Raw genomic sequence first — 25,194 nt, forward strand, 5'->3', positions numbered from 1 at the left:
AAGGTGATAGCCATGGCCGAGCGGCCACGCACCCTGGCTGAGAAGGTCTGGGACGACCACGTCGTATCCCGCGGTAGCGGTGAAGGCGACGCCCGCGAGCCCGACCTGATCTACATCGACCTGCACCTGGTGCACGAGGTGACCAGCCCGCAGGCGTTCGACGGCCTGCGCGCCGCCGGGCGTCGGGTCCGCCGGACCGATCTCACCATCGCCACCGAGGACCACAACGTCCCCACCGTCGACATCGACAAGCCGATCGCCGACCCGGTCTCCCGCACCCAGGTCGAGACCCTGCGCCGCAACTGCGCCGAGTTCGGGGTCCGCCTGCACTCGATGGGCGACATCGAACAGGGCATCGTCCACGTGGTGGGACCGCAACTCGGCCTGACCCAGCCCGGCACCACCGTGGTCTGCGGCGACTCGCACACCTCCACGCACGGCGCGTTCGGCGCGCTGGCCATGGGCATCGGCACCAGCGAGGTCGAGCACGTGCTGGCCACGCAGACGCTGTCGCTGCGGCCGTTCAAGACCATGGCGATCACCATCGACGGCCAGCTGCCCCCGGGCGTGACCAGCAAGGACGTCATCCTGGCCGTGATCGCGAAGATCGGCACCGGTGGCGGCCAGGGTTACGTGCTGGAGTACCGCGGCGAGGCCGTGCGGGCGATGTCCATGGAAGCCCGGATGACCATGTGCAACATGTCCATCGAGGCGGGCGCCCGGGCCGGCATGGTGGCTCCCGACGAGGTCACCTACGAATTCCTGAAGGGCCGCCCGCACGCGCCCAAGGGCGCGGACTGGGATGCCGCCGTGGCCGCGTGGGACGCGCTGAAAACCGACGAGGGCGCCGAGTTCGACGCCGAGGTCCACATCGACGCGTCCACGCTGACCCCCTTCGTGACCTGGGGAACCAACCCCGGTCAGGGTGCGCCGCTGGGCTCGACGGTGCCGGTTCCGGCCGAGATCGCCGACGAGGTCGAGCGCGAGACCGCCGAGAAGGCGCTGCGCTACATGGATCTGGAACCGGGTATGCCGCTGCGCGAGGTCGCCGTCGACACCGTGTTCGTGGGTTCGTGTACCAACGGCCGGATCGAGGACCTGCGCGAGGTCGCCGACGTGCTGAAGGGCCGCAAGGTCGCCGACGGCGTCCGCATGCTGATCGTGCCGGGCTCGATGCGGGTGCGCGCGCAGGCCGAATCCGAGGGGTTGGGCGAGATTTTCACCGCGGCCGGCGCGGAGTGGCGGCAGGCCGGTTGTTCGATGTGCCTGGGCATGAACCCGGATCAGCTTTCCCCCGGTCAGCGCTGTGCTTCGACATCGAACCGCAACTTCGAGGGGCGGCAGGGTAAAGGTGGCCGCACCCACCTGGTTTCGCCGCTGGTCGCAGCCGCCACGGCGGTCCGCGGAACGCTGTCCGCACCGGCGGATCTGAACTGACCCGGCCCGATACCTCGCACAAGGAGACAACACTCATGGAAGCCTTCAAGGTGCACCGGGGAATCGGCGTGCCACTGCGCCGATCCAACGTCGACACCGACCAGATCATCCCCGCCGTCTACCTGAAGCGGGTCACCCGAACGGGATTCGAGGACGGACTTTTCGCAGGTTGGCGTACGGATCCGGCCTTCGTTCTGAACGTCGAGCCCTTCAAGAGCGGCACAGTCCTGGTCGCCGGTCCGGATTTCGGCACGGGTTCCTCCCGTGAGCACGCCGTCTGGGCACTGAAGGACTACGGGTTCCGGGTCGTGATCTCGTCCCGGTTCGCCGACATCTTCCGCGGCAACGCCGGTAAGGACGGCCTGCTGGCGGCCCGGATGTCCCAGCACGACGTCGAATTGATCTGGAAGTTGCTCGAGGAACAGCCCGGCCTGGAATTGGTCGTGGATCTCGAGGCCCGCACCGTGACCGCCGGAACAACTGTGCTGCCGTTCGATATTGACGACTACACCCGGTGGCGCCTGTTGGAGGGCCTGGACGACATCGGGTTGACGCTCCGGCAGGAGGACGCGATCACGGACTTCGAAAAAACAAGGCCGTCTTGGAAACCGACCACCATTCAGGTGACCGAATAGATCCGGCAAACTGACACCGGTGTTGTCCGGGGGTCTCCGAAGGCAGTAGCTGGAGGTGTGCCACGCCACGATGAAATTTGGCGTGGCACATAGACTCTTGCCAGCATTGGGTTTACCGTGGTACCTAGTCGGTCCGACGACGGGCCATTAGTCTGCGGAGGATTCAATGAACAAGGCGGAACTGATCGATGTTCTGACCGAGAAGTTGGGTACTGACAGGCGCACGGCCACGGCGGCAGTCGAGGAGATTGTCGACACGATCGTGCGCGCGGTGAACAAGGGACAGAGCGTCACCATCACCGGATTCGGTGTCTTCGAGCAGCGTAAGCGCGCCGCCCGGGTGGCTCGTAACCCCCGGACCGGCGAAACCGTCAAGGTGAAGCCGACGTCCGTGCCGGCTTTCCGTCCCGGTGCACAGTTCAAGGCGATCATCGCGGGGAAGCAGAAGATCGCCGCCAGTGGACCGGCCGTGAAACGCGGTGTCGCCGCACCGGTGTCGGGCGCAGCTGCCAAGAAGGCCGCCGCCAAGAAGGCGAGCAAGGCGCCGGCCAAGAAGGCCGCCACCAAGGCCCCCGCCACCCGCACGGCCGCCAAGAAGACGGCCGCCAAGAAGACGGTGGCGAAGAAGGCCGCCACCAAGGTCACCGCGGCCAAGAAGGCTACGAAGGTCACCGCCGCCAAGAAGACGGTGGCGAAGAAGGCTCCCGCGAAGAAGACCGCGGCGAAGAAGACCGCTGCCAAGCGGACTCGCTGACCCGCATCCGCGAAAACGACCCCCGGCCGGACGGCTCGGGGGTCGTTTCGTTATCGAAATGTGGTTCCAGCGGTCACTCCACCCGCAGCAGGCGGTCGACGTGGTCGGCGGCCACCAGCCGGCCCTCGTGCACCGACAGCACCCAGAACGAGCCCTTGCGATTACGGGCCGGCGGCAGTGCGAGGCCGTCGATTTCGGCCCACGACTGAAGCAGGAACGGAATCACCTTGCCCTGACTGCACAGCACCCGCACCTCGGTGCCGGAAACCAGTTCCCGCGCCCGGTCCAGGGCCTGTTCGGCGTGCAGGGCGTAGCCGGTCTCCGACAGCAGCGGTTCCAGCTCGATGCCGGAACCGATCTCGGCGGCCAGCGGCTCGACGGTCTGCACACAGCGCAGCGGCGGCGCCGAGAACACCCGTGCCGGACCGAAGGTCGACAGCGGCGCCACCAGGGCCGCCGCCTGGCCGCGACCGGCCTTGTCCAGCGGCCGTTCGTCGTCCGGGCCGGCGAATTGGCCCCGCCGCCCCGCTTTCGCGTGCCGGACCACGATCAGCGTGGCCGTATCGGCCGGTAACCGCAGGAACGTACGCACGATCTGGCGATCCATCGGATACGACAGGGCGTCCATCACGCGGTCGACCGGTACCCAGCGCAGGACGTCCACCTCGGAATTGGGCTCGAATTTCCCGTCGCACACCCACGCCGCCCAGTAGTCGACCCGCTTCAGCTTGCGGTGACCGGTGATCGGATAGGTGACGTGGCCCAGGAAGCGGCCCAGGCGGCAGTGCAGGCCGGTCTCCTCGGTCACCTCGCGGGCCGCGGCCACCATCGAGGTCTCACCGGGATCGAGTTTGCCCTTGGGCAGCGACCAATCGTTGTACTTGGGCCGGTGCACGACCGCGATCTCGAGCGCACCGCCCGCACCGTGGCGCCACAGCACCGCACCCGCGGCCCGGATCACCGTGACCGCGGCCTCGGATCGGGTCACTGATGCTCCGGCCGTCGCAACCGCATGAGGTAGGCCTGATGGTCACGGACGTGACCGCCGACCTGTTCCGGATCGGGGCTGGCCCGCCAGCTGCCGTCGGGTTCCAGCACCCAGCAGCGGGTCGTGGGATACAGGGCGGAGTCGAGGATCTCGGTCAGCTGCTCGCACGCACGCGGATCCTTCACCTGCGCGGTCACTTCCACGCGGCGATCGAGGTTGCGGTGCATCATGTCCGCGCTGCCGATCCAGAACTCCTCTTGCGCCTGGAAGTGCAGGATGCGCGAATGTTCCAGGAAGCGGCCGAGAATCGAGCGGACGTGGATGTTCTCGCTCATCCCCGGGATGCCGGGACGCAGCCCGCAGATGCCGCGCACCACGATCTCCACCGGAACACCGGCCTGGGACGCGCGATACAGCGCGTCGATGATCTGCTCGTCGACGATCGAGTTGACCTTCAACCGAATTCGCGCCGCGGCGCCCTGCTCGGCGAGCGCGATCTCGCGTTCGATCCGCTCGATGATGCCGGTCCGCACCCCCAGCGGCGCCACCATCAGGTTGCGGTAGTTGGCCTTTCGCGAGTACCCGGTGAGCGAGTTGAACAGGTCGGTCAGGTCGGCGCCGATTTCCGGTGCGGCGGTGAGCAACCCGACGTCCTCGTACAGGCGCGCGGTCTTCGGGTTGTAGTTTCCGGTGCCGATGTGGCAGTACCGCCGGATGGTGGCGCCCTCGCGGCGCACCACCAGACAGGTCTTGCAGTGGGTCTTGAGGCCGATCAGGCCGTAGACCACGTGCACGCCGGCTTGTTCCAGCGCGCGCGCCCACTTGATGTTGGCCTGTTCGTCGAAGCGGGCCTTGATCTCGACCAGCGCCACCACCTGCTTGCCGGCCTCGGCGGCGTCGATGAGCGCGTTGACGATCGGCGAGTCACCGGAGGTGCGGTACAGGGTCTGCTTGATGGCCAGCACCTGCGGGTCCGCGGCGGCCTGCTCGATGAACCGCTGCACGCTGGTGGAGAACGAGTCGTACGGGTGCTGTACGAGTACGTCGTTCTCGCGCAGGGCGGCGAAAACGTTTCGGGGCGTTTCGCGTTCGCCGAAGGCCGGTGGGGTGGCGGGCACGTAGGGCGCGTCCTTGAGCGCGGGACGGTCGACGCCGTACACCTCCCACAGGCACGACAGATCCAGCAGGCCGGGCACCTGGATCACGTCGGCGGGGTCGACATCCAGTTCGCGCAGCAGCAATTCGAGCATGTGCTCGGTCATGTCGTCGGAGACCTCGAGCCGCACCGGCGAACCGAACCGGCGGCGGGCGAGCTCACGCTCCAGCGCCTGCAGCAGGTCCTCGTCACGGTCCTCGTCGACCTCGAAATCGGCGTTGCGGGTGATCCGGAACGAATGGTGTTCGACCACATCCATTCCCGGGAACAGCTGGTCGAGGTGCGCCGCGATCAGGTCCTCCATCGGAAGGAACGCCGCCACAGCCGAATTCGATCCCTCGAGGGACACGTTGCGGCGCACCCGCACGAAGCGGTCCACGTTGTCGGGCACCTTCACGCGAGCGAAGTGCTCGCCGCCGGTGTCGGAATCCTTCACCGTCACAGCCAGATTCAGGCTCAGGCCGCTGATGTAGGGGAACGGGTGCGCGGGGTCGACCGCCAGCGGGGTCAGCACCGGGAACACCTGGTCCTGGAAGTACCCGGACAGCCGCTGCCGTTCGTCGTCGTCGAGCTCGGCCCAGCTGATGATCTCGATGCCGGTGGCGCGCAGCGCCGGATTGACCTGGTCGAGAAAGACTTTGGCGTGCCGGACCGCGAGTTCCTGAGTGCGGACCGCGATCAGGGCGAGCTGTTCGCTCGGGGTCAGGCCGTCGGCCGAGCGCACCGACAGGCCGGTCTCGGCGCGGCGCTTGAGCCCGGCGACCCGGACCATGTAGAACTCGTCCAGATTGGAGGCGAAGATCGCGAGGAACTTCGCGCGCTCCAGCAAGGGTTCGGAGCGATCCTCGGCCAGGGCGAGGACCCGGGCGTTGAAGTCCAGCCAGCTCAGCTCACGGTTCAGATAACGATCGGGTGGCAAACTCCTGGTCACCGCGGTGTCTGCCGCCGGAGTCGCCGCCGGGGGCGGGACCGGTAGTCGCGGCTGCTGCACGATTTCCGTTTCACTCACCCTCATGATCATTCCCTATTCCCTCGGCGATGCCTATCGAGCACCGCTGTCCAGCCACCGCGATCCGATGGCGATCATCCAGCACACGTGTGACCGGGTGCGGCGCCGCACGTGACGTCCCGGTGAACCGGCCATGGCAGGTCATCGAGGACCGCCGCGGTGGCCCGCCCGACACCCAGCGTCACCGCCGCCGACAGGTCCGCCGCGGTGTCCACGTCCAGGCGCAGGCCCGGCCACGACCCGGTCGGCTCCACCGCGCCCGAACCGAGATGCCGTACCGCGGAATCCGGCCCGAAGCGGGGGTCCAGGGCCGCCGTTTCGGCGCGGGCCAGCAGCGCGGCGGTGCCCTCGCCGGTGTGGTCGCGGACCAGCGCGCGCCCCCGCGCGGGCGCGACGGCCAGCAGGTGCCGCACCTCCGACGGGCGCAACGCCGGCAGGTCGGCTTGCAGCGCAAGCACATCCACCGGCCCGGTAGCGCGCGCGGCGGCGGCACCGGCGGACAGCGCCGCATTCAGACCGGCGGCCGGATCGGGCAGGACGTGCGCACCGAGTTCGCGCGCGGTCGCGGCGACCGTCGCATCGGGGGTGACCACGGTGACCGCCCCGACACCACCCGCCGCCGCGGCCGTCACGGTGTCGGTCAGCATCGCCAACACCAGCCGGGCGCGCGCGGCAGCGGGCAGCCGGTCGGCGAGCCGGGTCTTGGCCAGCTCCAGACCCTTCACCGCGATGACGGCGTGGACGGTGTGCGCACGCATGAATCCATGGTCCCATGTCGCTCCGGCAACGGCCCGGCACCGTTGCTTCCGCCGGGCGGGACCCGAGTGGGATAGTGGCCGATGTGACGAGGGCGGCAGTGATGGGTGCGGGCTCGTGGGGTACCGCGTTCGCGAAGGTACTCAACGACGCGGGGACCGAGGTGGCGATGTGGGCCCGGCGGCCCGAGGTGGCCGAGGCGATCACCGCCTCCAACCAGAACCCCGACTATCTACCGGGTGTCGACCTCACCGGCATCGTCGCCGACAGCGATCCCGCCGCCGTCCTGGCCGGTGCCGACATCGTGGTGCTGGTGGTGCCGTCGCAGACGCTGCGGGCCAACCTCACCGACTGGCGCGACGCCATCCCCGCCGGCGCGACCGTGCTCAGCCTGGCCAAGGGCGTCGAGACCGGCACCCTGCTGCGGATGAGCGAGGTGATCGCCGACGCCGGCGGGATCGGCTTCGACCGGATCGCGGTGCTGTCGGGCCCGAACCTGTCGCACGAGGTCGCCGCCCGGCAGCCCGCCGCCGCGGTGATCGCCTGCCCCGACACCGCGCGCGCCGAACAGGCTCAGCAGGCGTGCGCCACCGGCTACTTCCGGCCCTACACCAACACCGATGTGGTGGGCTGCGAGATCGGCGGCGCCAGCAAGAACGTCATCGCGATGGCGTGCGGTATCGCCTCCGGAATGGGCCTGGGCACCAACGCCGTCGCCAGCCTGCTCACCCGCGGCCTGGCCGAGACGATCCGGCTCGGCGTCGCACTGGGCGCCAACCCGGTCACCCTCGCCGGGCTCGCCGGTGTCGGCGACCTGGTCGCCACCTGCACGTCGCCGCTGTCGCGGAATCGGTCGTTCGGGTATGTGCTCGGATCGGGCGGGTCGATGGCCGCCGCCCAGGAGGCCACTCATGGCCAGGTCGCCGAAGGTGTGAAATCGTGCACATCGATTCGGGCCCTGTCCCAGCGGCACGGTGTCGAGATGCCGTTGACCAGTGTGGTTCATCAGATCTGCCACGAGGGGCTCTCCGTGGACGACGCCGTCGGGCTACTGCTCGGGCGCCGCGTCAAGCCGGAGTGACAGCGACACCCCCACCGGGCTCGCTCCCCGGCACAGGTGGATTGGAACCCCCCTGTTTCCGGGTACGGTTTGGGCATGAGTGACCGGATCAAGGTGGCGGTGCTGTTCGGCGGCCGCAGTAGCGAGCATGCGGTGTCGTGCGTCTCGGCGGGCTTCGTGCTGCGCAACCTGGATCCGGAGCGGTACGAGGTGATCCCCGTCGGGATCACCAAGACCGGCGCGTGGGTGCAGGGCAGCGCCGATGCCCGCGACCACGCCATCACCGACGGGGTCCTGCCCACGGTCGAGGACACCGGAGCCCAGCTGGTGCTCAGCGGCGGCGAGCTGCGGGAGGTGGCCGGCGACGGCGGGCCCGGCCCGGTCGACGTCGTGTTCCCCGTGCTGCACGGACCCTTCGGCGAGGACGGGACCGTTCAGGGACTGCTGGAACTGGCGGACGTGCCGTACGTGGGACCGGGCGTGCTGGCCAGCGCGGCGGGCATGGACAAGGAGTTCATGAAGAAGCTGCTGGCCGCCGACGGGCTGCCGGTCGGCGACTACGTGGTGCTGCGGCCGGGGGTCGCGGAACCGACTGCGGCGCAACGGGACCGGCTCGGCCTGCCGGTGTTCGTCAAGCCCGCGCGCGCCGGATCCTCGATCGGTATCACCAAGGTCGACCGGTGGGAGGACCTCGGCGCCGCGATCGCCTTTGCGCGACAGCACGATCCGAAGGTGCTCATCGAGGCGGCGATCGTCGGACGCGAAGTCGAGTGCGGTGTCCTGGAATTCCCGGACGGCCGGATGCAGGCCAGCGCGATCGCGGAGATCCGGATGCCGGAGGAGGGCGAGCTGCCCGACTTCTACGACTTCGACACCAAATACCTCGACGACGTCTGTGAATTCGACATCCCGGCGAAGCTGAACGACGATGCCGCCGACCGCATCCGGGAGCTGGCGGTGCGGGCGTTCCGCGCCCTGGACTGCCAGGGACTGGGCCGCGTCGACTTCTTCGTCACCGAGCACGGACCGGTGATCAACGAGATCAACACCATGCCCGGCATGACCTCGATCTCGATGTACCCGCGCATGTGGGACGCCGCCGGCGTCGACAACCGCACCCTGCTCGGCACTCTGGTCGAGACCGCGATCGCTCGGGGCACCGGCCTGCGCTGAGCCGTACCCTGGGCGGGGTGATCGTTGCGATGACCATCCCGGGACTGGCGGTACTGATCGTGGTGCTGGCGTGCGGTGAGGTGTTGTATCGCAAGGTGACCGGGCGGGCCGCGCTGCCGTGGATGCGCGACGACACCCGCCACGGGGTGGGGGCGATCGGGCTGGAGCAGTTCGACGCCGCCTTCAATCCCGCGCGACGGCACGAGTTCGAGGAGCGGGAGACCATGTCGATGTACCGGGAGAATCCCGGCGACGGCACCCCGGGCGAGTCCGAGCTCGACTTGGACTCCGGGCGGGTGCGGCTGCCGCGGAATCCCGGTTAGGTCGCGTGGTCGACGACCGCCGCGCGAACCGCCTCAGCTCGCGGACGAGCTGCCGGTGAGCCACTCGGCCAGGACGGCAGCGTCGCTGATGTCGACCGCCTTCGAGCCGGTGAGCAGGGTGACCGGGCCCCGCTCGGCGTACTCGCGCAGCTGATCGGCGGCCGCCGCGTGGTCGGCGTCGGTGAGTTCGGCCAGATAGCGGCGGCGGAACTCGGGGAACAGGTCCGGCTGGTGTCCGTACCACTTCCGCAGTTCGGGGGATGGCGCGATATCGCGCAGCCAGGCGGTCAGGTCCAGCGTCTCCTTGCGGATGCCGCGCGGCCACAGGCGATCGACCAGGATCCGAGCGCCGTCGTCAGGGTGTACCAGGTCGTACGCCCGGCGGTACCGCACACGCTCGGTCATCGGCGACTCAATTCGGAATCGGTGCGGGATCCATCGGCTGGGCGGGCAGATTCTTGGTGATCAGGTCGGAGACCGTCTGCAGCGCGGTCGGGCCGGCGCTGTCGGGGAGGGTGACCGCGATGTAGGTGCCGCGGTCGACGACGTACCAGGTGCCGGCGTTCGCGCCCGTGTTCGGGTCGCGGACCTGGAACCAGTTCACGGTGTCGATCACCTGCAGGCCGGCGGCCTTGGTGAACTCCTGCGGGCGTTCCAGGCCGCAGCGCAGGACGATCGCCTCACCGCCGTCGGCCTGCTGCCAGGCCGCGGCGGCGGCCGGCGCCGGCTGGGCCAGCTCGGAACGGGTGTAGGAGCCGAGCGAGTCCGGGAGCAGCGGCAGCAGGGTGTGGCAGTTCGCGCTGTCGGCCTGCGGCGCCGGCGCCGAGCCCAGCGCGAGCGGCTCGCGGCCGGGATGCTGCCGGGCCAGGACCGCCATGACCAGGACACCGACGATCAGCATCACGGGCAGGGCGATGGCGGTCGCCAGGACGGCGGGGGACAGCTTGGGGAGGTCGTCGGAGCCGGTGGTGGCCGCCTCGGCCGTCGCGTCGGCCGCCTCGGTCTCGTCCGTGGCCGGTCCTGACTGATCGCTGCTGCTCATCCGGCTGTCGTTCTCCGTTCCGCGCTGCTGACACCGCTGTGGCGAGCCTAGCGAATCCGGTCGTGTGATCCGCACCGCGCAGCGTTGTCCGCCGGGCGCGGGTTCCGGGACGGGGGTGCGCGGGCGGTACGGTCGGTGCGTGAACAGCGGGCCGACGGTGCGGGAACTGGGGGAGTTCGCGTTGATCGCGCGGATCAACCGTGGGCGGGTGCAGGCGCCGGACGTCCTGGTGGGGCCGGGAGACGACGCGGCGGTCGTGGGGGCGCCGAGCGGGCGGTTCGTGGTGACCACCGACATGCTGGTGCAGGACCGGCACTTCCGGCTGGACTGGTCCGGGCCGGGCGATATCGGGCGGAAGGCGATCGCGCAGAACGCGGCCGACGTGGTGGCCATGGGGGCGGTGCCGACCGCGTTCGTGGTGGCCCTCGGGTGCCCGGCGGATACGCCGGTCGCGTTCGTCGACGAGCTGGCGGACGGGTTGTGGGCGGAGGCGCGGCGGGCCGGCGGGTCGATCGCGGGCGGTGACCTGGTGCGCAGTCCGCTGCTGGTGCTGTCGGTCACCGCGTTCGGTGATCCGGCGGGGCGGGAGCCGGTGTTGCGGTCGGGCGCGCGGCCGGGGGACGTGGTGGCCGTCGCGGGAGTTCCGGGGCGGTCCGCCGCCGGGCTCGCGGCCTTCGTGGCCGGCCGCGCTGACGAGCCGGAGATGATCGATGTCGTTGCCGCGCACCGGGTTCCGCGACCGCCGTATCGCGCAGTGCTGGATCTGGTGGCGGACAGCGGGATCCACGCCCTCACCGATGTCTCGGATGGGCTGCTCGCCGACCTCGGGCATATCGCCGAATTGTCCGGTGTCGCAGTGGATCTGGACAGTGCGACATTGCGCGATCCGCTGCTGGATCCGGTCGCGGCGGCACTGGGCGGCGAGCCGCTGGCGTGGGCGCTGCGCGGCGGGGAGGACCACGCGTTCGCCGCCACCTTCGAGCCGAACCGGCCGCTGCCGCCAGGCTGGCGGGCGATCGGCAGCGTCGGACCAGGTCACGGGGTCACCGTGGACGGTGCGGCGTGGTCCGGAAGTGCGGGGTGGGAATCCTTCTCGGCCGAGACCGGTGAGTAGCCCGGGGCCGACCCCGCGCCCCGCGGGTCTGGTTGTAAGTTGTTCCGCTATGGGCGCGAAACCGTTGGCGGAGATCATCGATACCGGCTGGGCCGAGGCGTTGGCCCCCGTTGCCGAGCGGATCACCGAGATGGGTGAATTCCTGCGACTGGAGAACGAGGCCGGGCGTGGTTACCTGCCGCGTGGCGAGAACGTGCTACGTGCGTTCCAGCGTCCGTTCGACAAGGTGCGGGTACTCATCGTCGGCCAGGACCCGTACCCGACGCCCGGTCACGCCATGGGCCTGAGTTTCTCTGTCGCGCCGGATGTTTCGCCGGTGCCGCGCAGCCTGGCCAATATCTTCTCCGAGTACACCAAGGACCTCGGGCACCCGACGCCGAGCTGCGGCGACCTGTCACCGTGGTCCGACCAGGGCGTGCTCATGCTGAACCGCGTCCTCACCGTGGCTCCCGGCCAGCCCGCCTCGCACCGGGGCAAGGGCTGGGAGGCGGTCACCGAGCAGGCGATTCGCGCGCTGGTGGCCCGCGACCAGCCGCTGGTGGCCATCCTGTGGGGCCGTGACGCGGCCACCCTCGAGCCCATGCTCGGGTCGGTGCCCTACATCGAATCCGCCCATCCCTCACCGCTGTCCGCCTCCCGCGGCTTCTTCGGTTCCCGCCCGTTCTCCCGGACCAACGAACTGCTCGAAGGTCTGGGTGCCGCGCCTGTGGACTGGCGCCTGCCCTGACCCCCGCGGCGGCGCCGCTCGTGATGTACCGCATTCCATGACCATTCGCCGAGTCAGGAGTTTGTGTATGCCGATCACGTTCCGCGGCGCCGCGTTCGCCGGTGCCGCCCTCGCCGTCCTGGCCGGTCCGGCTGTCGCACAAGCCGATCCGGTGCTGCCGGTCCAGCCGGTGGCCGCGCTGTGGGATCCCCAGACCGGTTCGTCCTCGATCTCCTCGAACGTGACCGCCACCACCGCCTGCCTGGTGCAGACCGTCGTGCAGTCCCTGTCCGGCGGGCCGGCGCTGAACTGCGTGAACGGCGCCCGCTAGGGACCGTCACGCCGCCATGCCGACGGGCCGACACCGGTGACCCGTTTGAACGCGACACTGAAGGCGAACGGGTCTCCGTACCCGACGCGGCGGGCGATCGCTGCCACGGTGTCGTCGGTGTCGCGAAGTGCGTCGGCGGCCAACGTCATTCGCCATTCGGTGAGGTAGGTCAGCGGCGGATGCCCGACGACCTCGGTGAAGCGCGCGGCGAACCGGGCGCGGGACAGGCCCGCCGCGGCGGCCAGCGTGGCGACGGTCCAGCCGGCGCCGGGATCGTCGTGCATGGCCTGCAGTGCGCCGCCCAGCTGCGGGTCGGCGGTGGCGAGATACCAGCCCGGCGGCGTGAACCCCGGTCGGTCCAGTAGTCCGCGCAGGGACAGCACCAGCACCGATTCCAGCAAACGGTGCAGCACCGCGTCCTGGCCGGGCTCGGATCGGGAGGCCTCGGCGGCAAGGAGATTCAGCAGAGTGCCGACGCGGGGATCGGCGGGCGTGACCGAAACTTCGGGGAGCAGGTCCAGCAGGCGGGCGCCGACCGCGCCGTGCAGCCGATACGCGCCGCGCAGCAGGCCGTGGGCCGAGCCGTCGCCGTAGGTGCGGGCCGCGAGCGGGCGGATGGCGGCCACCTCCGATCCGAGGAGGATCTTGCGTCCGTCCTTGATCAGTGCCTGCGGTGCCGTCGCCGGGTTGTCGGCGACGGTGTATCCGGTGGCCTTGACGACCATGACGGCGTCGGCGCCCAGCGGAGCGTCGTGGCCGCTGTCGGTCCGCAGATGTGCCGGGCCACCGAGCGTCGCCAGCACGACGATCTCGTCGTCGCCACCCGCGGCGAACGCCAGCGACCACGGCGGACTCTGCCGCAGCAGGTGGACGTCGGTATGACCGACACGGGCGCGGATCAGCAGGTCGCTCAACACATCCACCACCGCAACGGTAGACGATCACCGAGGGATCGTGGACTGATTCCCATGGATCGTCTCGCCGGTCCGGCCTTGGATGAAGAACATGACTCACATTCTGGTTCTCGGCGGCACCGGTAAGACCGGGCGCCGCGTCGCACAGCACCTGACGGCCGCGGGCCACCGGCCGCGGACGGCCGCCCGCTCCGGCGCCGATCTCGCGGTGGATCTCGGTGACCCGGCGACCTGGGCCGCCGCAGTGGACGGCGCCGAGGCCGTCTACCTCGTGGAACCGCAGTTGCAGTTCGAACCTGCGGGCCGGCAACGGATTCCGCGTTTCGTCGCGGCCGCGGTCGCGGCGGGTGTGCGGCGCCTGGTGCTGTTGTCCGCGCCGGGCGCGGGCCACCCCGACCATCCGCTCCACGCTGCCGAGGCAGCGGTGCGCGAGAGCGGGATCGACTGGACGGTGCTGCGGCCCAACTGGTTCGCGCAGAACTTCAGCGAGAGTTTCTGGCGGGCAGACGTTCTGGCGGGCGTGCTCTCGTTGCCGGCCGGTGCCGGCGGGGCGCCGTTCGTGGATGCCGAGGACATCGCGGCGGTGGCGGCCCGGGCGCTGACGGGTGACGAATTCGACGGTGGGATCTACGAACTCACCGGTCCGCGGGCGATCGGATTCGCGGAGGCGGTCGAGCTGATCGGCGCGGCGACCGGCCGTGACGTGCGCTATGTGCCCGGTACGGTGGACGAATTCGTGGCGCTCCATACCGGATTCGGGGTTCCGGAGCCGGCCGCCCGACTGCTGGCCGGGATCCTCGGCGACCTGGCGGACGGTGTGGGTGCCACGGTGACCTCGGACGTGTCCCGGGCGCTGGGCCGTCCGGCCGGAACGTTCGAGGACTTCGTCACCCGGGCCGCCGCGGCCGGGGCGTGGGTGGGGGAGAGCTAGCGCGGCGGGGTGCCGGGCCGGATCATCCGGATCTCCGGGGCCAGGGTGAACGGCTCCGGGCGGCGCGTGCCGTCGGGGCGGAAACCGGACTTCCGGTAGAAGGCCTGTGCGCGAGGGTTGTCGTCGAAGACCCACAGTGAGGTGTCGGTCGCGGGATCGAGGACGGTGTCCAGCAGTTCTCGGGCCAGTCCGGTGCCGTACCAGGCGGCCCGCACGTACAGGCCGCAGAGTTCGGCGGTCGCGGCGGCCGGCAGGTCGCGGGGCGCGCCGGCGTCGGCGAAGCCGATCACCTCGGTGGTGCCCGTCGCGACGGCGACCACGGTCGTCGACAGCCCGCGCACCCGCTGTCGTTCCCATTGGGCAGCGCGGCGGTCGACGTCGAAGGCGTCCATCAGGTGCCGCGGCACCAGGTGCCAGTGCGCCTCGCGCCAGCACTCGATGTGGCAGACGGCCAGCGAGCGGGTGTGTGCCGCGCCCAGCGGGAGCACCTGCCAGTCCTGGTCAGCCACGGGCCCGCCCGCGGCTGACCGGAACACGACCGAGCCCCGATCCACCAATGGTGAACCGGGGCTCAGTGGTAAGCAGGTGCGGCCTCAGCCGCGGACGACCTTACCGGCCTTCAGGCAAGAGGTGCACACGTTCATCCGGCGCGAGTTGCCCGGAGCGACCTGGGCACGCACGGTCTGGATGTTCGGGTTCCAGCGACGGTTGGTGCGCCGGTGCGAGTGCGAAACCGACTTCCCGAAGCCGGGGCCCTTGGCGCAGACGTCGCAGACGGCAGCCATAGTCGCGAGCTCCTTCATGTCATGTTCGAACAGCCGTCCACAACAGGCGGCAGTCCGGAAACCTAATATGTCAATGCCCGCCTGCGGTGATCCGCTGGCGCACGCAACCGACCGACGGTCGCGTCAGGCAACCCTGCAAGAGTAGCGGTCGCGGTCCGGCGATGCCAAATCGCCCCCGTACGGACTCGATCGCCCGTGGCGGGGCCGGTGCGCGGCCGCCCGGCGCCTGCCGGGGAGCTGTCGGTGCGGCCGACTACCCTGGCGGACACGGAATCGGCAGCTGGTGCGGCAGGTGTGGAAGGACGGTGGCGGTGCCCGGGGATCCGCGGTCGCTCGACGGGACGCAGCTCGTCACATGGGGGGAACGCTGCGTCGAGGCGCTGCACCGGCACCGGGACGAGATCAATGCCCTGAACGTCTTCCCCGTCGCCGACGCCGACACCGGCACCAATCTGCTCACCACCATGCGCGCCGCGGTGGACGGCGCCCGGGGGTCCGCCGGCGCGCACGAGGTCCTGCGGGCCATGGCTCGCGCCGGTACGGCCGGTGCGCGCGGCAACTCGGGCATCATCCTGTCGCAGCTGCTGCGCGGCCTGGCCGAGGCGGTGCCCGAAGGTGAGATGACGGCCGCGCGGCTGCGCGACGGGCTGCGGCGCAGCGCGGTGCTGGTCCGGGAAGCGTTGAGTGTGCCGGTGCGGGGCACCATGCTGACCGTGCTGGAGGCCGCCGCGGACAGCGCGGCCGACTGTGTGGAACCCGAACTGGCCGCGGTCGCGCGGGCGGCGGCCGACGGTGCGGCCAAGGCGCTCGACGAGACGCCCGAACACCTCGACGCCCTGCGCGCGGCGGGGGTGGTCGACGCGGGCGCACGGGGGCTGCTGGTGCTGTTGGACGCGCTGGTGGTCGTCGCCGGTGCGGGAGCGCCGGTGCGGCCGGAGTATCAGGGTCCGGCCCAGCGGCGGCGCGGTGACCGTGCGCGCCGGACCCCGGGGCAAGCCTGCGATGTGGTGCCCGTGGCCGGCCCGGTTCCCGAGTTCGAGGTGATGTACCGGGTCGGCGAGGCCACCCCCGCGGATATCGATGTGTTGCGGGAAAGCCTTGCGGCACTGGGTGATTCGGTTGTCGTGGTGGGTGACGGTGCGGGCGGCTGGTCGGCGCACGTGCACTGTGCCGACGCCGGTGCTGCCGTCGAGGCGGGCCTGGCGGCCGGCCGGCCCAGCGCGATCCGGATCGAATCGCTGGTCGTGCACCCGCCGGCCGCCGGCGATCGGGGTGTGCTGGCGCTCACCGCCGGTACGGGTGCGGCCCGGCTGTTCGAGGACGCGGGCGCGGTCGTGCTCGACGGCCCGGCGACCGCCGACGACCTGCTGGCGGCGATCCGGCGGATGCCGCACCACGAGGTCCTCGTGCTGCCCAACGGCGCGATTCCGGCGCAGGAACTGGTCGCGGTGGCCGCGGCCGCGCGGGCCGGACGTCGCGAGGTGCTGATGTTGCCGAGCGGCTCGGTGCCGCAGGGCTTGGCGGCGCTGGCGGTGCACGACGCGGGCCGGCTCACCGTGGAGGACGCGGTCGCCATGGCCGAGGCCGCCGCGGGTACCCGCTCGGGCGCGGTGCGGGTGGCGACCGAACGGGCCCTGACCATCGTCGGCACCTGCGCGCCCGGCGACGGCCTGGGCCTGGTCGGTGACGATGTCGTGGTCATCGACGTCGACGTGCGCCGAGCCGCTCGCACGCTGCTGAGCCGGATGCTCGACCTCGGAGGCGAGCTGGTGACCCTGCTCGTGGGTGCCGACGCGCCGCCGGGGTTCGGGGCGGAACTGGCCGCACACGTCGAGGCCGGATTCCCCGGTGTCGAGGTCGCCTGTTACACCGGGGGCCAACGCGTCGACCTGGTGCAGATCGGGGTGGAGTAGATGGCGAAACTGACCGATCGGCTCGATCACGTACTCGGAGTGAAGGCTGCCGAGAAGCTGGCCGAATCCTTCGATTTCGAGACCGTCGAGGATCTGCTGCGGCACTATCCGCTGCGGTACGCCACGCAGGGGCAGGAGCTGACCGAGGACGCGCCCGAGGAGGGCGCCCATCTCACCGTGGTCGGCCGGGTCACCAAGGCCGAGAAACGGCCGATGCGTCAGCGTCGGGGTTCGATCCTCAAGGTGGAACTCGACGTCGGCAACACCCGCCCGATCGAGATCACCTTCTTCAACGGCGACAAGGTCGCGTATCTGGTGAAAACCGGTGTGCGCGCGATGATGTCGGGCACCGTCCACTACTGGAAGCCGGACCGCTGGAACCTCACCCATCCCTCCTATCTGATCCTGCCCGAGGCCGGGCAGACGGTGGAGAGCCTGACCGAGGTACGCGGCGGCGGCAGCCTGCGCGGGCTGGCCGAAGCGTCCAAAGGTGAAGGGGGAGTGGACACCTCGTTCTTCCAGCGAGAGTTCATCCCGGTCTATCCGGCGACCGCGAAGGTGCAGAGCTGGGATCTGGTGCACTGCGTGCGCCAGGTGCTCGACATCCTCGACCCCATCGACGAGCCGCTGCCCGAGGATCTGCGCGCCGATTCCGGTCTGATGCCGGTCTCGGACGCGCTGCGCCTGATCCATCTGCCGGAACGGAAATCCGATATCGAGCAGGCCCGCGAGCGGCTGCGCTTCGACGAGGCGCTGGCGCTGCAGCTGGTGCTGGCCGCGCGGCGGCACGACGCCGAGGCCCGCACCGCCGAGCGCTGCCCGCCGGTGCCGGACGGGATCGCGGCGGCGTTCCAGCACCGGCTGCCGTTCGAGTTGACGGCCGGCCAGCAGAAGGTGGTCGGCGAGATCTCCGACGACCTGAGTCGCTCGCATCCCATGCACCGGCTGCTGCAGGGTGAGGTCGGCTCGGGCAAGACCATCGTCGCGCTGCAGGCCATGCTGCAGGTGGTGGACGCCGGACGGCAGTGCGCGCTGCTGGCCCCAACCGAAGTGCTTGCCGCCCAGCACTATCGATCGCTGCAGAAGATGCTCGGCGATCTGGGGTCGGCCGGTGAACTGGGCGCCGACGACAAGGCCACCCGCCTGGTCCTGGTGACCGGTTCGATGCCCGCGGCGGCGAAGAAGGCGGCGTTGCTGGACGCGATGACCGGTACCGCCGGGATCGTGATCGGCACCCATGCCCTGATCCAGGACAACGTCGAGTTCTTCGATCTCGGCATGGTCGTGGTCGACGAGCAGCACCGCTTCGGTGTCGAGCAGCGGGATGCGTTGCGGGCCAAGGCGAAGGAGGGCTCGAGCCCGCACCTGCTGGTCATGACCGCGACCCCGATCCCGCGCACCATCGCGATGACCACCCTGGGCGACCTGGAGACCTCCACGCTCACCGAACTGCCCCGCGGGCGCTCGCCGATCGTGACGAAAGTTGTTCCGGCCAAGCAGCATCCGGCCTGGGTGGACCGGGCGTGGGAGCGGATCCGGGAGGAGGTCGGTGCCGGGCGGCAGGCGTACGTGGTCTGCTCCCGGATCGGAGAGGACGAGGAGACCGCGGCGAAAGCCAAGGGCCGCAAGGGTAAGGCGGCCGAGGAGAAGGAGGAGCCGACCACCGCGGCGGCGATCGACGTGTTCGAGACGCTGCGGGCCGGTGCGCTCGCGGGTCTGCGGGTCGGGCTGCTGCACGGCCGGCTGCCCGCCGACGAGAAGGACCGCGTGATGCGGGAATTCAACGACGGCGGCATCGACGTCCTGGTCTGCACCACCGTCGTCGAGGTCGGTGTCGACGTGCCGAACGCCACCGTGATGGCGATACTCGACGCCGACCGGTTCGGCGTCAGTCAGCTGCACCAGCTGCGCGGGCGAGTGGGCCGGGGTGGACATCCGGGGCTGTGTCTGCTGATCACCGAGGCCTCGCCGGCCGGCACCTCCATGGCCCGGCTGAACGCGGTGGCCGGCAGCCTGGACGGTTTCGAGCTGTCGGTGCTGGACCTGCGGCAACGCCGGGAGGGCGATGTGCTGGGGTCGGCGCAGTCCGGTACCGCGCGCACGCTGAAGCTGCTGTCGTTGCTCGACGACCTGGAGGTCATCACCACCGCGCAGCAGCTGGCGCGCACGGTGGTCGACGGCGACCCGGATCTGTCCCGGCATCCCGGTCTGGCCAGCATGATGCGGGCCGCCGTGGACGGTGAACGCCTGGAGTACCTGGCCAAGTCGTGAGTGCCCGGCCGCCGAGTGGGCGGGTTCGTCCCGGTCGACGATCCGGACTTCGACTGCGGCGCACGGGTTTCGGCTGCTGCGCTACCGGCCGTTCAAACGCGGGTACGGCAGGTCGGTGGCTGTGTTCTCCGGTACCGCCAGGGTCCGCCCGATCTGCGGGAAAGCGCGTTGCGGGCAGGCGGTGCGGTCGCACACCTTGCAGCCGGCGCCGATCGGCACGGCCGCGGCCGGGTCGTCGAGCTGCAGGCCGCGCGAGTACACCAGCTGGTCGGCGTATTCGATATCGCAGCCCAGGCCCACCGCGAATTCCTTTGCCGCGGTGCCGTATCCGTGCGGGCTCGGATGGGTGGTGCGCGCGATCCACAGGTAGCGGCGCCCGTCGGGCATCGCGGCGACCTGGGTGAGGGTGCGGCCGGGCTGGTCGAACGCCTCGTGCACCACCCACAGCGGGCAGCTGCCGCCGACCCGGGAGAAGTGGAACGCGGTGGCGGACTGGCGTTTCGAGATATTGCCGGCACGGTCGGTGCGGACGAAGAAGAACGGGACGCCGCGCTGTCCCTGGCGCTGCAGGGTGGACAGCCGGTGGCAGACGGTCTCGAAGCCGACCTCGAACCGCAGGCTGAGCAGGTCGATGTCGTAGTGCAGCTCCTCCGCGGAGCGCAGGAACCGGCTGTAGGGCAGGATCAGCGCGCCGGCGAAGTAGTTCGCCATGCCGACCCGGGCCAGGGCCCGGGATTCGCCGGTGAGCGAGGGGGTTTGGGCGAGCACGTCGTCGATCGTCTTGCCGTACAGCAGGAATCCGATGGTGGTGGCGATCTGGAACGCGCGTTGCCCGGGCCGCAGCCGGCGGGCCAGCGTGAGGGTGCGGGTGTCGGGGTCGTAGTGGCGCTTCGGGATGGTGGGGTCGGCGCCGTCGCCGCGGACCAGCACGGTCACCCCGGCGCGTTCCTCGGCGACGCGCGCCAGCTGGCGGTCGATCGAGCCGATGGTCAGCCCGCACTCGTCGAAGAGCCGCTCGGCGGCCAGGTCGAGGGTGGCGATGTGGTTGTGGTGGTCGTAGAAGAAGTCGCGGACCTCCTCGTAGGGCATCGGCACGCCGGTGACCCCGGTGGGGGTGGAGACCTTCGACGACAGCAGGTCGAGCTGGTCGGTGGCGGCGCGCAGCCGCCGGTGCATGGCCACGATGGTCTTGGCGACCTCGGGGAGCCGGCTGGCGAGGTCCTCGACCTCGGCGGCGGGCGGCGGGGTGCCGCCGGCGGCTTCCACGAGCACCTCGTGCAGGTCCGACACCAGCCGGGCGTCGGAGTCGGCGGCGAAGAACTGGACGTCGAGGTCGAACGTGGAGTTCAGTTTCAGCAGTACCGGAACGGTCAGCGGACGCTGGTCGCGCTCGAGCTGGTTCAGGTAGCTGGGCGACAGATCCAGGGACTTCGCCAGTGCCGCCTGGGTCATGTGACGTTCCTCGCGCAACCGGCGTAACCGAGCGCCCGCATACATCTTGCGCACGCCGCAGATGCTACCCAGAAGCCTTCGCAATCATTGCAATTTTGATGTCAACACGCGATAACTCCTGCCACCCTAGGCCGTTCCAAGATCGAACTACTGTGGAGTATGCGAAGCGGTCCGTTCTGCCGGGATGCTGGACAGCGGGCTTTCCGGGGTGCGGCGGGCGGTGCCGAACGGGGTCGGGAACGCGCGCCGGAAAAATAGCCCCGGGTGCGCCGGGAACCGACCGGACTGTCGTATGTGTCCTGATCCTCACACCGCCGACCGGGGCGTGACCATGTTTGTACCGACCCCTGCGCTCGCCGTTCGTGCCGACTCGCCACCGGGTAGGTTGAGCGGATGTTCTCCAAAGTGCTGGTCGCCAACCGCGGCGAGATCGCGATCCGGGCTTTCCGTGCCGCCTACGAACTGGGTGTCGGGACCGTGGCGGTCTTCCCGTACGAGGACCGCAACTCGGTGCACCGGCTCAAGGCCGACGAGGCGTACCAGATCGGCGTCCCGGGTCACCCGGTCCGGGCGTACCTGTCGATCGCCGAGATCATGAAGGCCGCCCGCACCGCGGGCGCGGACGCGATCTACCCCGGGTACGGCTTCCTGTCGGAGAACCCCGACCTGGCCGCCGCGTGCGCCGAGTCCGGCATCACCTTCATCGGCCCGTCGGCCGAGGTGCTGGAGCTGACCGGTAACAAGGCGCGCGCGATCGCGGCCGCCCGCGCGGCCGGACTGCCGGTCCTGGACTCCAGCGCCCCCTCGGCCGATGTCGAGGAGCTGCTGACGGCCGCCGAGTCGATGCACTTCCCGCTGTTCGTGAAGGCCGTCGCCGGCGGTGGCGGGCGCGGCATGCGCCGGGTCGCCGACCGGGCGCAACTGCGCGAGTCGATCGAGGCGGCCGCCCGCGAGGCGGAGTCGGCGTTCGGCGACCCGACGGTGTTCCTGGAGCAGGCGGTGGTCAACCCCCGCCACATCGAGGTGCAGATCCTCGCCGACCAGCAGGGCAACGTCATCCACCTGTTCGAGCGAGACTGCTCGCTGCAGCGCCGGCACCAGAAGGTGATCGAGCTGGCACCCGCGCCGAACCTGGATCCCGAACTGCGGGAACGGATCTGCGCGGACGCCGTGGCGTTCGCCCGGCAGATCGGGTACAGCTGCGCCGGTACCGTCGAGTTCCTGCTCGACGAGCGCGGCAACCACGTCTTCATCGAGATGAATCCGCGGATCCAGGTCGAGCACACGGTGACCGAGGAGATCACCGATGTCGACCTGGTGCAGGCGCAGCTGCGCATCGCGTCCGGTGAGTCGCTGGCAGACCTCGGCCTGAGCCAGGATTCGATCCACATCCGCGGTGCCGCCCTGCAGTGCCGGATCACCACCGAGGATCCGGCCAACGGGTTCCGGCCCGACACCGGCCGGATCACCGCCTACCGCAGCCCCGGCGGTGGCGGTATCCGGCTCGACGGCGGGGCCAATCTCGGTGCCGAGGTCAGCGCCCACTTCGACTCGATGCTGGTCAAATTGACCTGTCGCGGACGGGATTTCGGGCAGGCCGTGGCGCGGGCGCGCCGGGCGGTGGCCGAGTTCCGGATCCGTGGTGTGGCCACCAACATCCCGTTCCTGCAGGCGGTGCTCGACGACCCGGACTTCCGGGCCGGGCGGGTCACCACCTCGTTCATCGACGAGCGGCCCTACCTGCTGACGCAGCGCGGCTCGGCCGACCGCGGCACCAAGATCCTGCGCTACCTGGCCGACATCACGGTCAATCAGCCGCACGGCGCCCGGCCGTCGAAGATCTACGCGCACGACAAGCTGCCCGCGCTGGACCTGACCGTGCCGCCGCCGCCCGGCTCGCGGCAGCGGCTGCTCGCGCTGGGGCCGGAGGGTTTCGCGCGGGCCCTGCGGGAACAGCCTGCGCTGGCCGTCACCGACACCACCTTCCGCGACGCCCACCAGTCGCTGCTGGCCACCCGGGTGCGGACCAACGGCCTGCTGCAGGTGGCCGGGCACGTGGCCCGGCTCACGCCGGAGCTGCTGTCGGTCGAGTGCTGGGGTGGCGCGACTTACGATGTGGCGCTGCGCTTCCTGCACGAGGACCCGTGGGAGCGGCTGGCGGCGCTGCGCGAGGCGATCCCGAACATCAACCTGCAGATGCTGCTGCGCGGCCGGAACACGGTGGGCTACACCCCGTATCCGGAGAAGGTCACCCGGGCGTTCGTCCGCGAGGCCACCGACACCGGCATCGACATCTTCCGGATCTTCGACGCGCTCAACAACATCGACCAGATGCGCCCCGCCATCGACGCGGTCCGCGAGACCGGGACCGCGCTCGCCGAGGTCGCGATGTCCTACACCGGTGACCTGTCGAACCCGGCCGAGGACCTCTACACCCTCGACTACTACCTGAAGCTGGCCGAGCAGATCGTGGAGGCCGGTGCGCACGTGCTGGCCATCAAGGACATGGCCGGGCTGCTGCGGGCGCCGGCCGCGCACACCCTGGTCACCGCGCTGCGGGAGAACTTCGACCTGCCGGTGCACGTGCACACCCACGACACCCCGGGCGGCCAGCTCGCCACCTATCTGGCGGCGTGGCAGGCCGGCGCGGACGCGGTCGACGGTGCGTCGGCGCCCATGGCGGGCACCACGTCCCAGCCCGCGCTGTCGGCGATCGTTGCGGCAGCGGCGAATTCGCCGCGCGACACCGGGCTGGACCTGCAGGCCGTGTGCGATCTGGAGCCCTACTGGGAGGCGCTGCGCAAGGTGTACGCGCCGTTCGAGTCCGGGCTGCCGTCGCCGACCGGGCGCGTGTACACCCACGAGATCCCGGGCGGTCAGCTGTCGAACCTGCGGCAGCAGGCGATCGCGCTCGGCCTGGGCGACCGCTTCGAGGAGGTCGAGGCCAAATACGCCGCGGCGGACCGTCTTCTGGGCCGTCTGGTGAAGGTGACCCCGTCGTCCAAGGTGGTCGGCGACCTGGCGCTGTCGCTGGTCGGTTCCGGTGTGTCGGTGGAGGACTTCGCCGCCGACCCGGCCCGCTACGACATCCCCGATTCCGTGATCGGTTTCCTGCGTGGCGAATTGGGCACTCCGGCCGGTGGCTGGCCGGAGCCGTTCCGCACCCGGGCCCTGGCCGGCCGCGGTCCGGCCAAGCCGGAGACCGAGCTGACCAGCGAGGACCGCGCCGGTCTGGACGGCACCTCGCAGCAGCGCCGGGAGACGTTGAACCGCTTGCTGTTCCCCGGCCCGGCCGCCGAATTCCTCACGCACCGCGAGAAGTACGGCGACACGTCGATGTTGTCGGCGAACCAGTTCTTCTACGGCCTGCGGCCGGAAGAGGAACACCGGGTGCAGCTGGAGAAGGGTGTCACGCTGCTCATCGGGCTGGAAGCCATCTCCGAACCCGACGACCGCGGCATGCGGACCGTGATGTGCATCCTCAACGGCCAGTTGCGGCCGGTCCAGGTGCGGGACCGGTCGATCGCCAGCGAGATCCCGGTGGCGGAGAAGGCCGACAAGACCAACCCCGGCCACGTCGCGGCGCCGTTCGCCGGTGCGGTGACCCTGGCCGTCGCCGAGGGGGACGTGGTCGAGGCGGGCGGTGCAATCGGCACCATCGAGGCCATGAAGATGGAGGCCGCGATCACCGCGCCGCGCGCGGGTGTGGTCGAGCGGATCGCCATCGGTCCGGTGCAGCAGGTCGAGGGCGGTGACCTGCTGGTCGCCTTGCGGCTCAACGAGACCGCGGCGCAATGACGCGGATCGTGGCCGGGTCGGCCGGTGGCCGGCGCCTGAAGGTGCCGCCCGCCGGTACCCGGCCCACCTCGGATCGGGTGCGGGAGGCGCTGTTCAACGTGGTCGGCGCGCGGTTCGATTTCGCGGGACTGCGCGTGCTGGACCTGTACGCGGGTTCGGGCGCGCTGGGACTGGAGGCGCTGTCGCGCGGCGCGGCGCACGCGCTGCTGGTGGAGTCCGATCGCGCCGCGGCGGCGGTGATCCGCGCCAATATCGCCGTGCTGGGCTTGCCGGGCGCCGAATTGCGGCAGAGCACAGTCACTTCGGTGCTGGCCGGGGCGCCCGTGGAACCCTACGACCTGGTGTTGTCCGATCCGCCGTACGCGGTGGACACGGCCGAGGTCGCCGCCGATCTGGCCGCGCTGGCCGGTAACGGCTGGCTGGCACCGGACGCGCTGGTGATCGTGGAGCGCGGCACCCGTACGCCGGAGACCGCCTGGCCGGCGGGGATGTCCGCCGAGAAGTCGCGCAAGTACGGCGAGACCCGGCTGGATCTGGCGACCTTCGACTCCGAATAGGATTCGGCCGGTACCGGATTCGGTCCGGGATCGGGGTCGATCCGAGCCGGCCGGCGCCGAGTAGCGCGGGATTGCCGTGGCCCGCACCC

The 25,194-nt window shown here is 70.4% G+C and carries 23 protein-coding genes; 14 read left to right on the top strand and 9 right to left on the bottom strand.

Features of this window, described 5'->3' with window-relative positions; translation table 11 throughout:
* Positions 1-12: 12 nt before the first annotated feature.
* The 3 genes from leuC to EBN03_RS04470 all read left to right on the top strand — a co-directional run bounded on the left by leuC (position 13) and on the right by EBN03_RS04470 (position 2,826).
* Entirely contained in the window at positions 13-1,437 is a 1,425-nt protein-coding gene (gene leuC, locus EBN03_RS04460) for a 3-isopropylmalate dehydratase large subunit (protein ID WP_122186483.1), read from the top strand.
* Between the two features lie 35 nt (positions 1,438-1,472).
* Entirely contained in the window at positions 1,473-2,072 is a 600-nt protein-coding gene (gene leuD / locus EBN03_RS04465; protein ID WP_122186484.1) for a 3-isopropylmalate dehydratase small subunit, read from the top strand.
* 166 nt (positions 2,073-2,238) lie between these two features.
* Positions 2,239-2,826 (top strand): HU family DNA-binding protein, encoded by a 588-nt coding sequence (locus EBN03_RS04470; RefSeq protein WP_122186485.1) that lies wholly within the window; start codon positions 2,239-2,241, stop codon positions 2,824-2,826.
* Between the two features lie 73 nt (positions 2,827-2,899).
* Here EBN03_RS04470 and EBN03_RS04475 read toward each other — a convergent pair whose 3' ends face one another.
* From EBN03_RS04475 to cofC, 3 genes are all read right to left on the bottom strand, one after another.
* Positions 2,900-3,814, bottom strand: a complete 915-nt coding sequence (locus tag EBN03_RS04475) for an NUDIX hydrolase (protein WP_122186486.1) — start codon at positions 3,812-3,814, stop codon at positions 2,900-2,902.
* Complete coding sequence (locus EBN03_RS04480; RefSeq protein WP_122186487.1) at positions 3,811-5,991, bottom strand: RNA degradosome polyphosphate kinase; 2,181 nt, start codon at positions 5,989-5,991, stop codon at positions 3,811-3,813. Before EBN03_RS04480 ends, EBN03_RS04475 begins: the two co-directional genes overlap by 4 nt.
* Positions 5,992-6,053: 62 nt before the next feature.
* The gene (cofC, locus tag EBN03_RS04485) at positions 6,054-6,737 is read right to left on the bottom strand and encodes a 2-phospho-L-lactate guanylyltransferase (protein WP_122186488.1); all 684 of its coding nucleotides are present in this window, start codon (positions 6,735-6,737) and stop codon (positions 6,054-6,056) included.
* Between the two features lie 83 nt (positions 6,738-6,820).
* On the opposite strand from cofC, the gene EBN03_RS04490 reads away from it, so the two are divergent.
* The 3 genes from EBN03_RS04490 (at position 6,821) to EBN03_RS04500 (ending at position 9,291) form a co-directional block, all read left to right on the top strand.
* Positions 6,821-7,816 (top strand): NAD(P)H-dependent glycerol-3-phosphate dehydrogenase, encoded by a 996-nt coding sequence (locus EBN03_RS04490; protein ID WP_122186818.1) that lies wholly within the window; start codon positions 6,821-6,823, stop codon positions 7,814-7,816.
* Between the two features lie 75 nt (positions 7,817-7,891).
* The gene (locus tag EBN03_RS04495) at positions 7,892-8,968 is read left to right on the top strand and encodes a D-alanine--D-alanine ligase family protein (RefSeq protein ID WP_122186489.1); all 1,077 of its coding nucleotides are present in this window, start codon (positions 7,892-7,894) and stop codon (positions 8,966-8,968) included.
* A 17-nt stretch (positions 8,969-8,985) separates the two neighbouring features.
* A complete protein-coding gene (locus tag EBN03_RS04500) occupies positions 8,986-9,291 on the top strand; it encodes a DUF6191 domain-containing protein (protein WP_233608112.1) in 306 nt (101 codons plus the stop codon).
* A gap of 33 nt (positions 9,292-9,324) precedes the next feature.
* Here the strand turns inward: EBN03_RS04500 and EBN03_RS04505 are convergent, their stop codons facing one another.
* Together EBN03_RS04505 and EBN03_RS04510 are read right to left on the bottom strand one after the other, a co-directional pair.
* Complete coding sequence (locus EBN03_RS04505; protein WP_122186491.1) at positions 9,325-9,696, bottom strand: DUF488 domain-containing protein; 372 nt, start codon at positions 9,694-9,696, stop codon at positions 9,325-9,327.
* Between the two features lie 7 nt (positions 9,697-9,703).
* Positions 9,704-10,333 carry a DUF3515 domain-containing protein gene (locus EBN03_RS04510; protein ID WP_122186492.1) on the bottom strand — a complete coding sequence of 210 codons (630 nt, stop codon included), beginning with the start codon at positions 10,331-10,333 and terminating at the stop codon, positions 9,704-9,706.
* A 139-nt stretch (positions 10,334-10,472) separates the two neighbouring features.
* Between EBN03_RS04510 and EBN03_RS04515 the strand changes: the two genes are divergently transcribed.
* The 3 genes from EBN03_RS04515 (at position 10,473) to EBN03_RS04525 (ending at position 12,484) form a co-directional block, all read left to right on the top strand.
* Complete coding sequence (locus EBN03_RS04515) at positions 10,473-11,447, top strand: thiamine-phosphate kinase (protein ID WP_233608113.1); 975 nt, start codon at positions 10,473-10,475, stop codon at positions 11,445-11,447.
* A 49-nt stretch (positions 11,448-11,496) separates the two neighbouring features.
* Positions 11,497-12,174 carry a uracil-DNA glycosylase gene (locus tag EBN03_RS04520; RefSeq protein ID WP_122186493.1) on the top strand — a complete coding sequence of 226 codons (678 nt, stop codon included), beginning with the start codon at positions 11,497-11,499 and terminating at the stop codon, positions 12,172-12,174.
* 67 nt (positions 12,175-12,241) lie between these two features.
* Positions 12,242-12,484 carry a hypothetical protein gene (locus tag EBN03_RS04525; protein WP_122186494.1) on the top strand — a complete coding sequence of 81 codons (243 nt, stop codon included), beginning with the start codon at positions 12,242-12,244 and terminating at the stop codon, positions 12,482-12,484.
* Here the strand turns inward: EBN03_RS04525 and EBN03_RS04530 are convergent.
* The gene (locus tag EBN03_RS04530; protein ID WP_122186820.1) at positions 12,481-13,407 is read right to left on the bottom strand and encodes an AraC family transcriptional regulator; all 927 of its coding nucleotides are present in this window, start codon (positions 13,405-13,407) and stop codon (positions 12,481-12,483) included. The two genes, EBN03_RS04525 and EBN03_RS04530, sit on opposite strands and share 4 nt — an antisense overlap.
* Positions 13,408-13,489: 82 nt before the next feature.
* On the opposite strand from EBN03_RS04530, the gene EBN03_RS04535 reads away from it, so the two are divergent.
* Positions 13,490-14,329: an NAD(P)H-binding protein gene (locus EBN03_RS04535; RefSeq protein WP_122186821.1), complete on the top strand. Its 840-nt coding sequence runs from the start codon at positions 13,490-13,492 to the stop codon at positions 14,327-14,329.
* Here the strand turns inward: EBN03_RS04535 and EBN03_RS04540 are convergent.
* A complete protein-coding gene (locus EBN03_RS04540; RefSeq protein WP_122186495.1) occupies positions 14,326-14,838 on the bottom strand; it encodes a GNAT family N-acetyltransferase in 513 nt (170 codons plus the stop codon). The genes EBN03_RS04535 and EBN03_RS04540 overlap by 4 nt on opposite strands.
* Before the next feature lie 84 nt (positions 14,839-14,922).
* Positions 14,923-15,114, bottom strand: coding sequence for a 50S ribosomal protein L28 (gene rpmB / locus EBN03_RS04545; protein ID WP_122186496.1), 192 nt, complete (start codon positions 15,112-15,114; stop codon positions 14,923-14,925).
* 311 nt (positions 15,115-15,425) lie between these two features.
* Between rpmB and EBN03_RS04550 the strand changes: the two genes are divergently transcribed.
* Both EBN03_RS04550 and recG read left to right on the top strand, forming a co-directional pair.
* Positions 15,426-17,027 (top strand): DAK2 domain-containing protein, encoded by a 1,602-nt coding sequence (locus EBN03_RS04550; RefSeq protein ID WP_233608115.1) that lies wholly within the window; start codon positions 15,426-15,428, stop codon positions 17,025-17,027.
* Positions 17,028-19,298 carry an ATP-dependent DNA helicase RecG gene (recG, locus tag EBN03_RS04555; RefSeq protein ID WP_122186498.1) on the top strand — a complete coding sequence of 757 codons (2,271 nt, stop codon included), beginning with the start codon at positions 17,028-17,030 and terminating at the stop codon, positions 19,296-19,298.
* Between the two features lie 81 nt (positions 19,299-19,379).
* Here recG and EBN03_RS04560 read toward each other — a convergent pair whose 3' ends face one another.
* Positions 19,380-20,795: a short-chain fatty acyl-CoA regulator family protein gene (locus EBN03_RS04560; RefSeq protein ID WP_199742619.1), complete on the bottom strand. Its 1,416-nt coding sequence runs from the start codon at positions 20,793-20,795 to the stop codon at positions 19,380-19,382.
* A 348-nt stretch (positions 20,796-21,143) separates the two neighbouring features.
* On the opposite strand from EBN03_RS04560, the gene EBN03_RS04565 reads away from it, so the two are divergent.
* Positions 21,144-24,548 carry a pyruvate carboxylase gene (locus tag EBN03_RS04565; protein WP_122186500.1) on the top strand — a complete coding sequence of 1,135 codons (3,405 nt, stop codon included), beginning with the start codon at positions 21,144-21,146 and terminating at the stop codon, positions 24,546-24,548.
* On the top strand, positions 24,545-25,105 hold the full coding sequence (rsmD, locus tag EBN03_RS04570) for a 16S rRNA (guanine(966)-N(2))-methyltransferase RsmD (RefSeq protein WP_122186501.1): 561 nt from the start codon (positions 24,545-24,547) through the stop codon (positions 25,103-25,105). The genes EBN03_RS04565 and rsmD overlap by 4 nt, the downstream gene beginning before the upstream one ends.
* Positions 25,106-25,194: the final 89 nt, after the last annotated feature.

Source organism: Nocardia stercoris (assembly GCF_003696265.1).
Classification (GTDB): domain Bacteria; phylum Actinomycetota; class Actinomycetes; order Mycobacteriales; family Mycobacteriaceae; genus Nocardia; species Nocardia stercoris.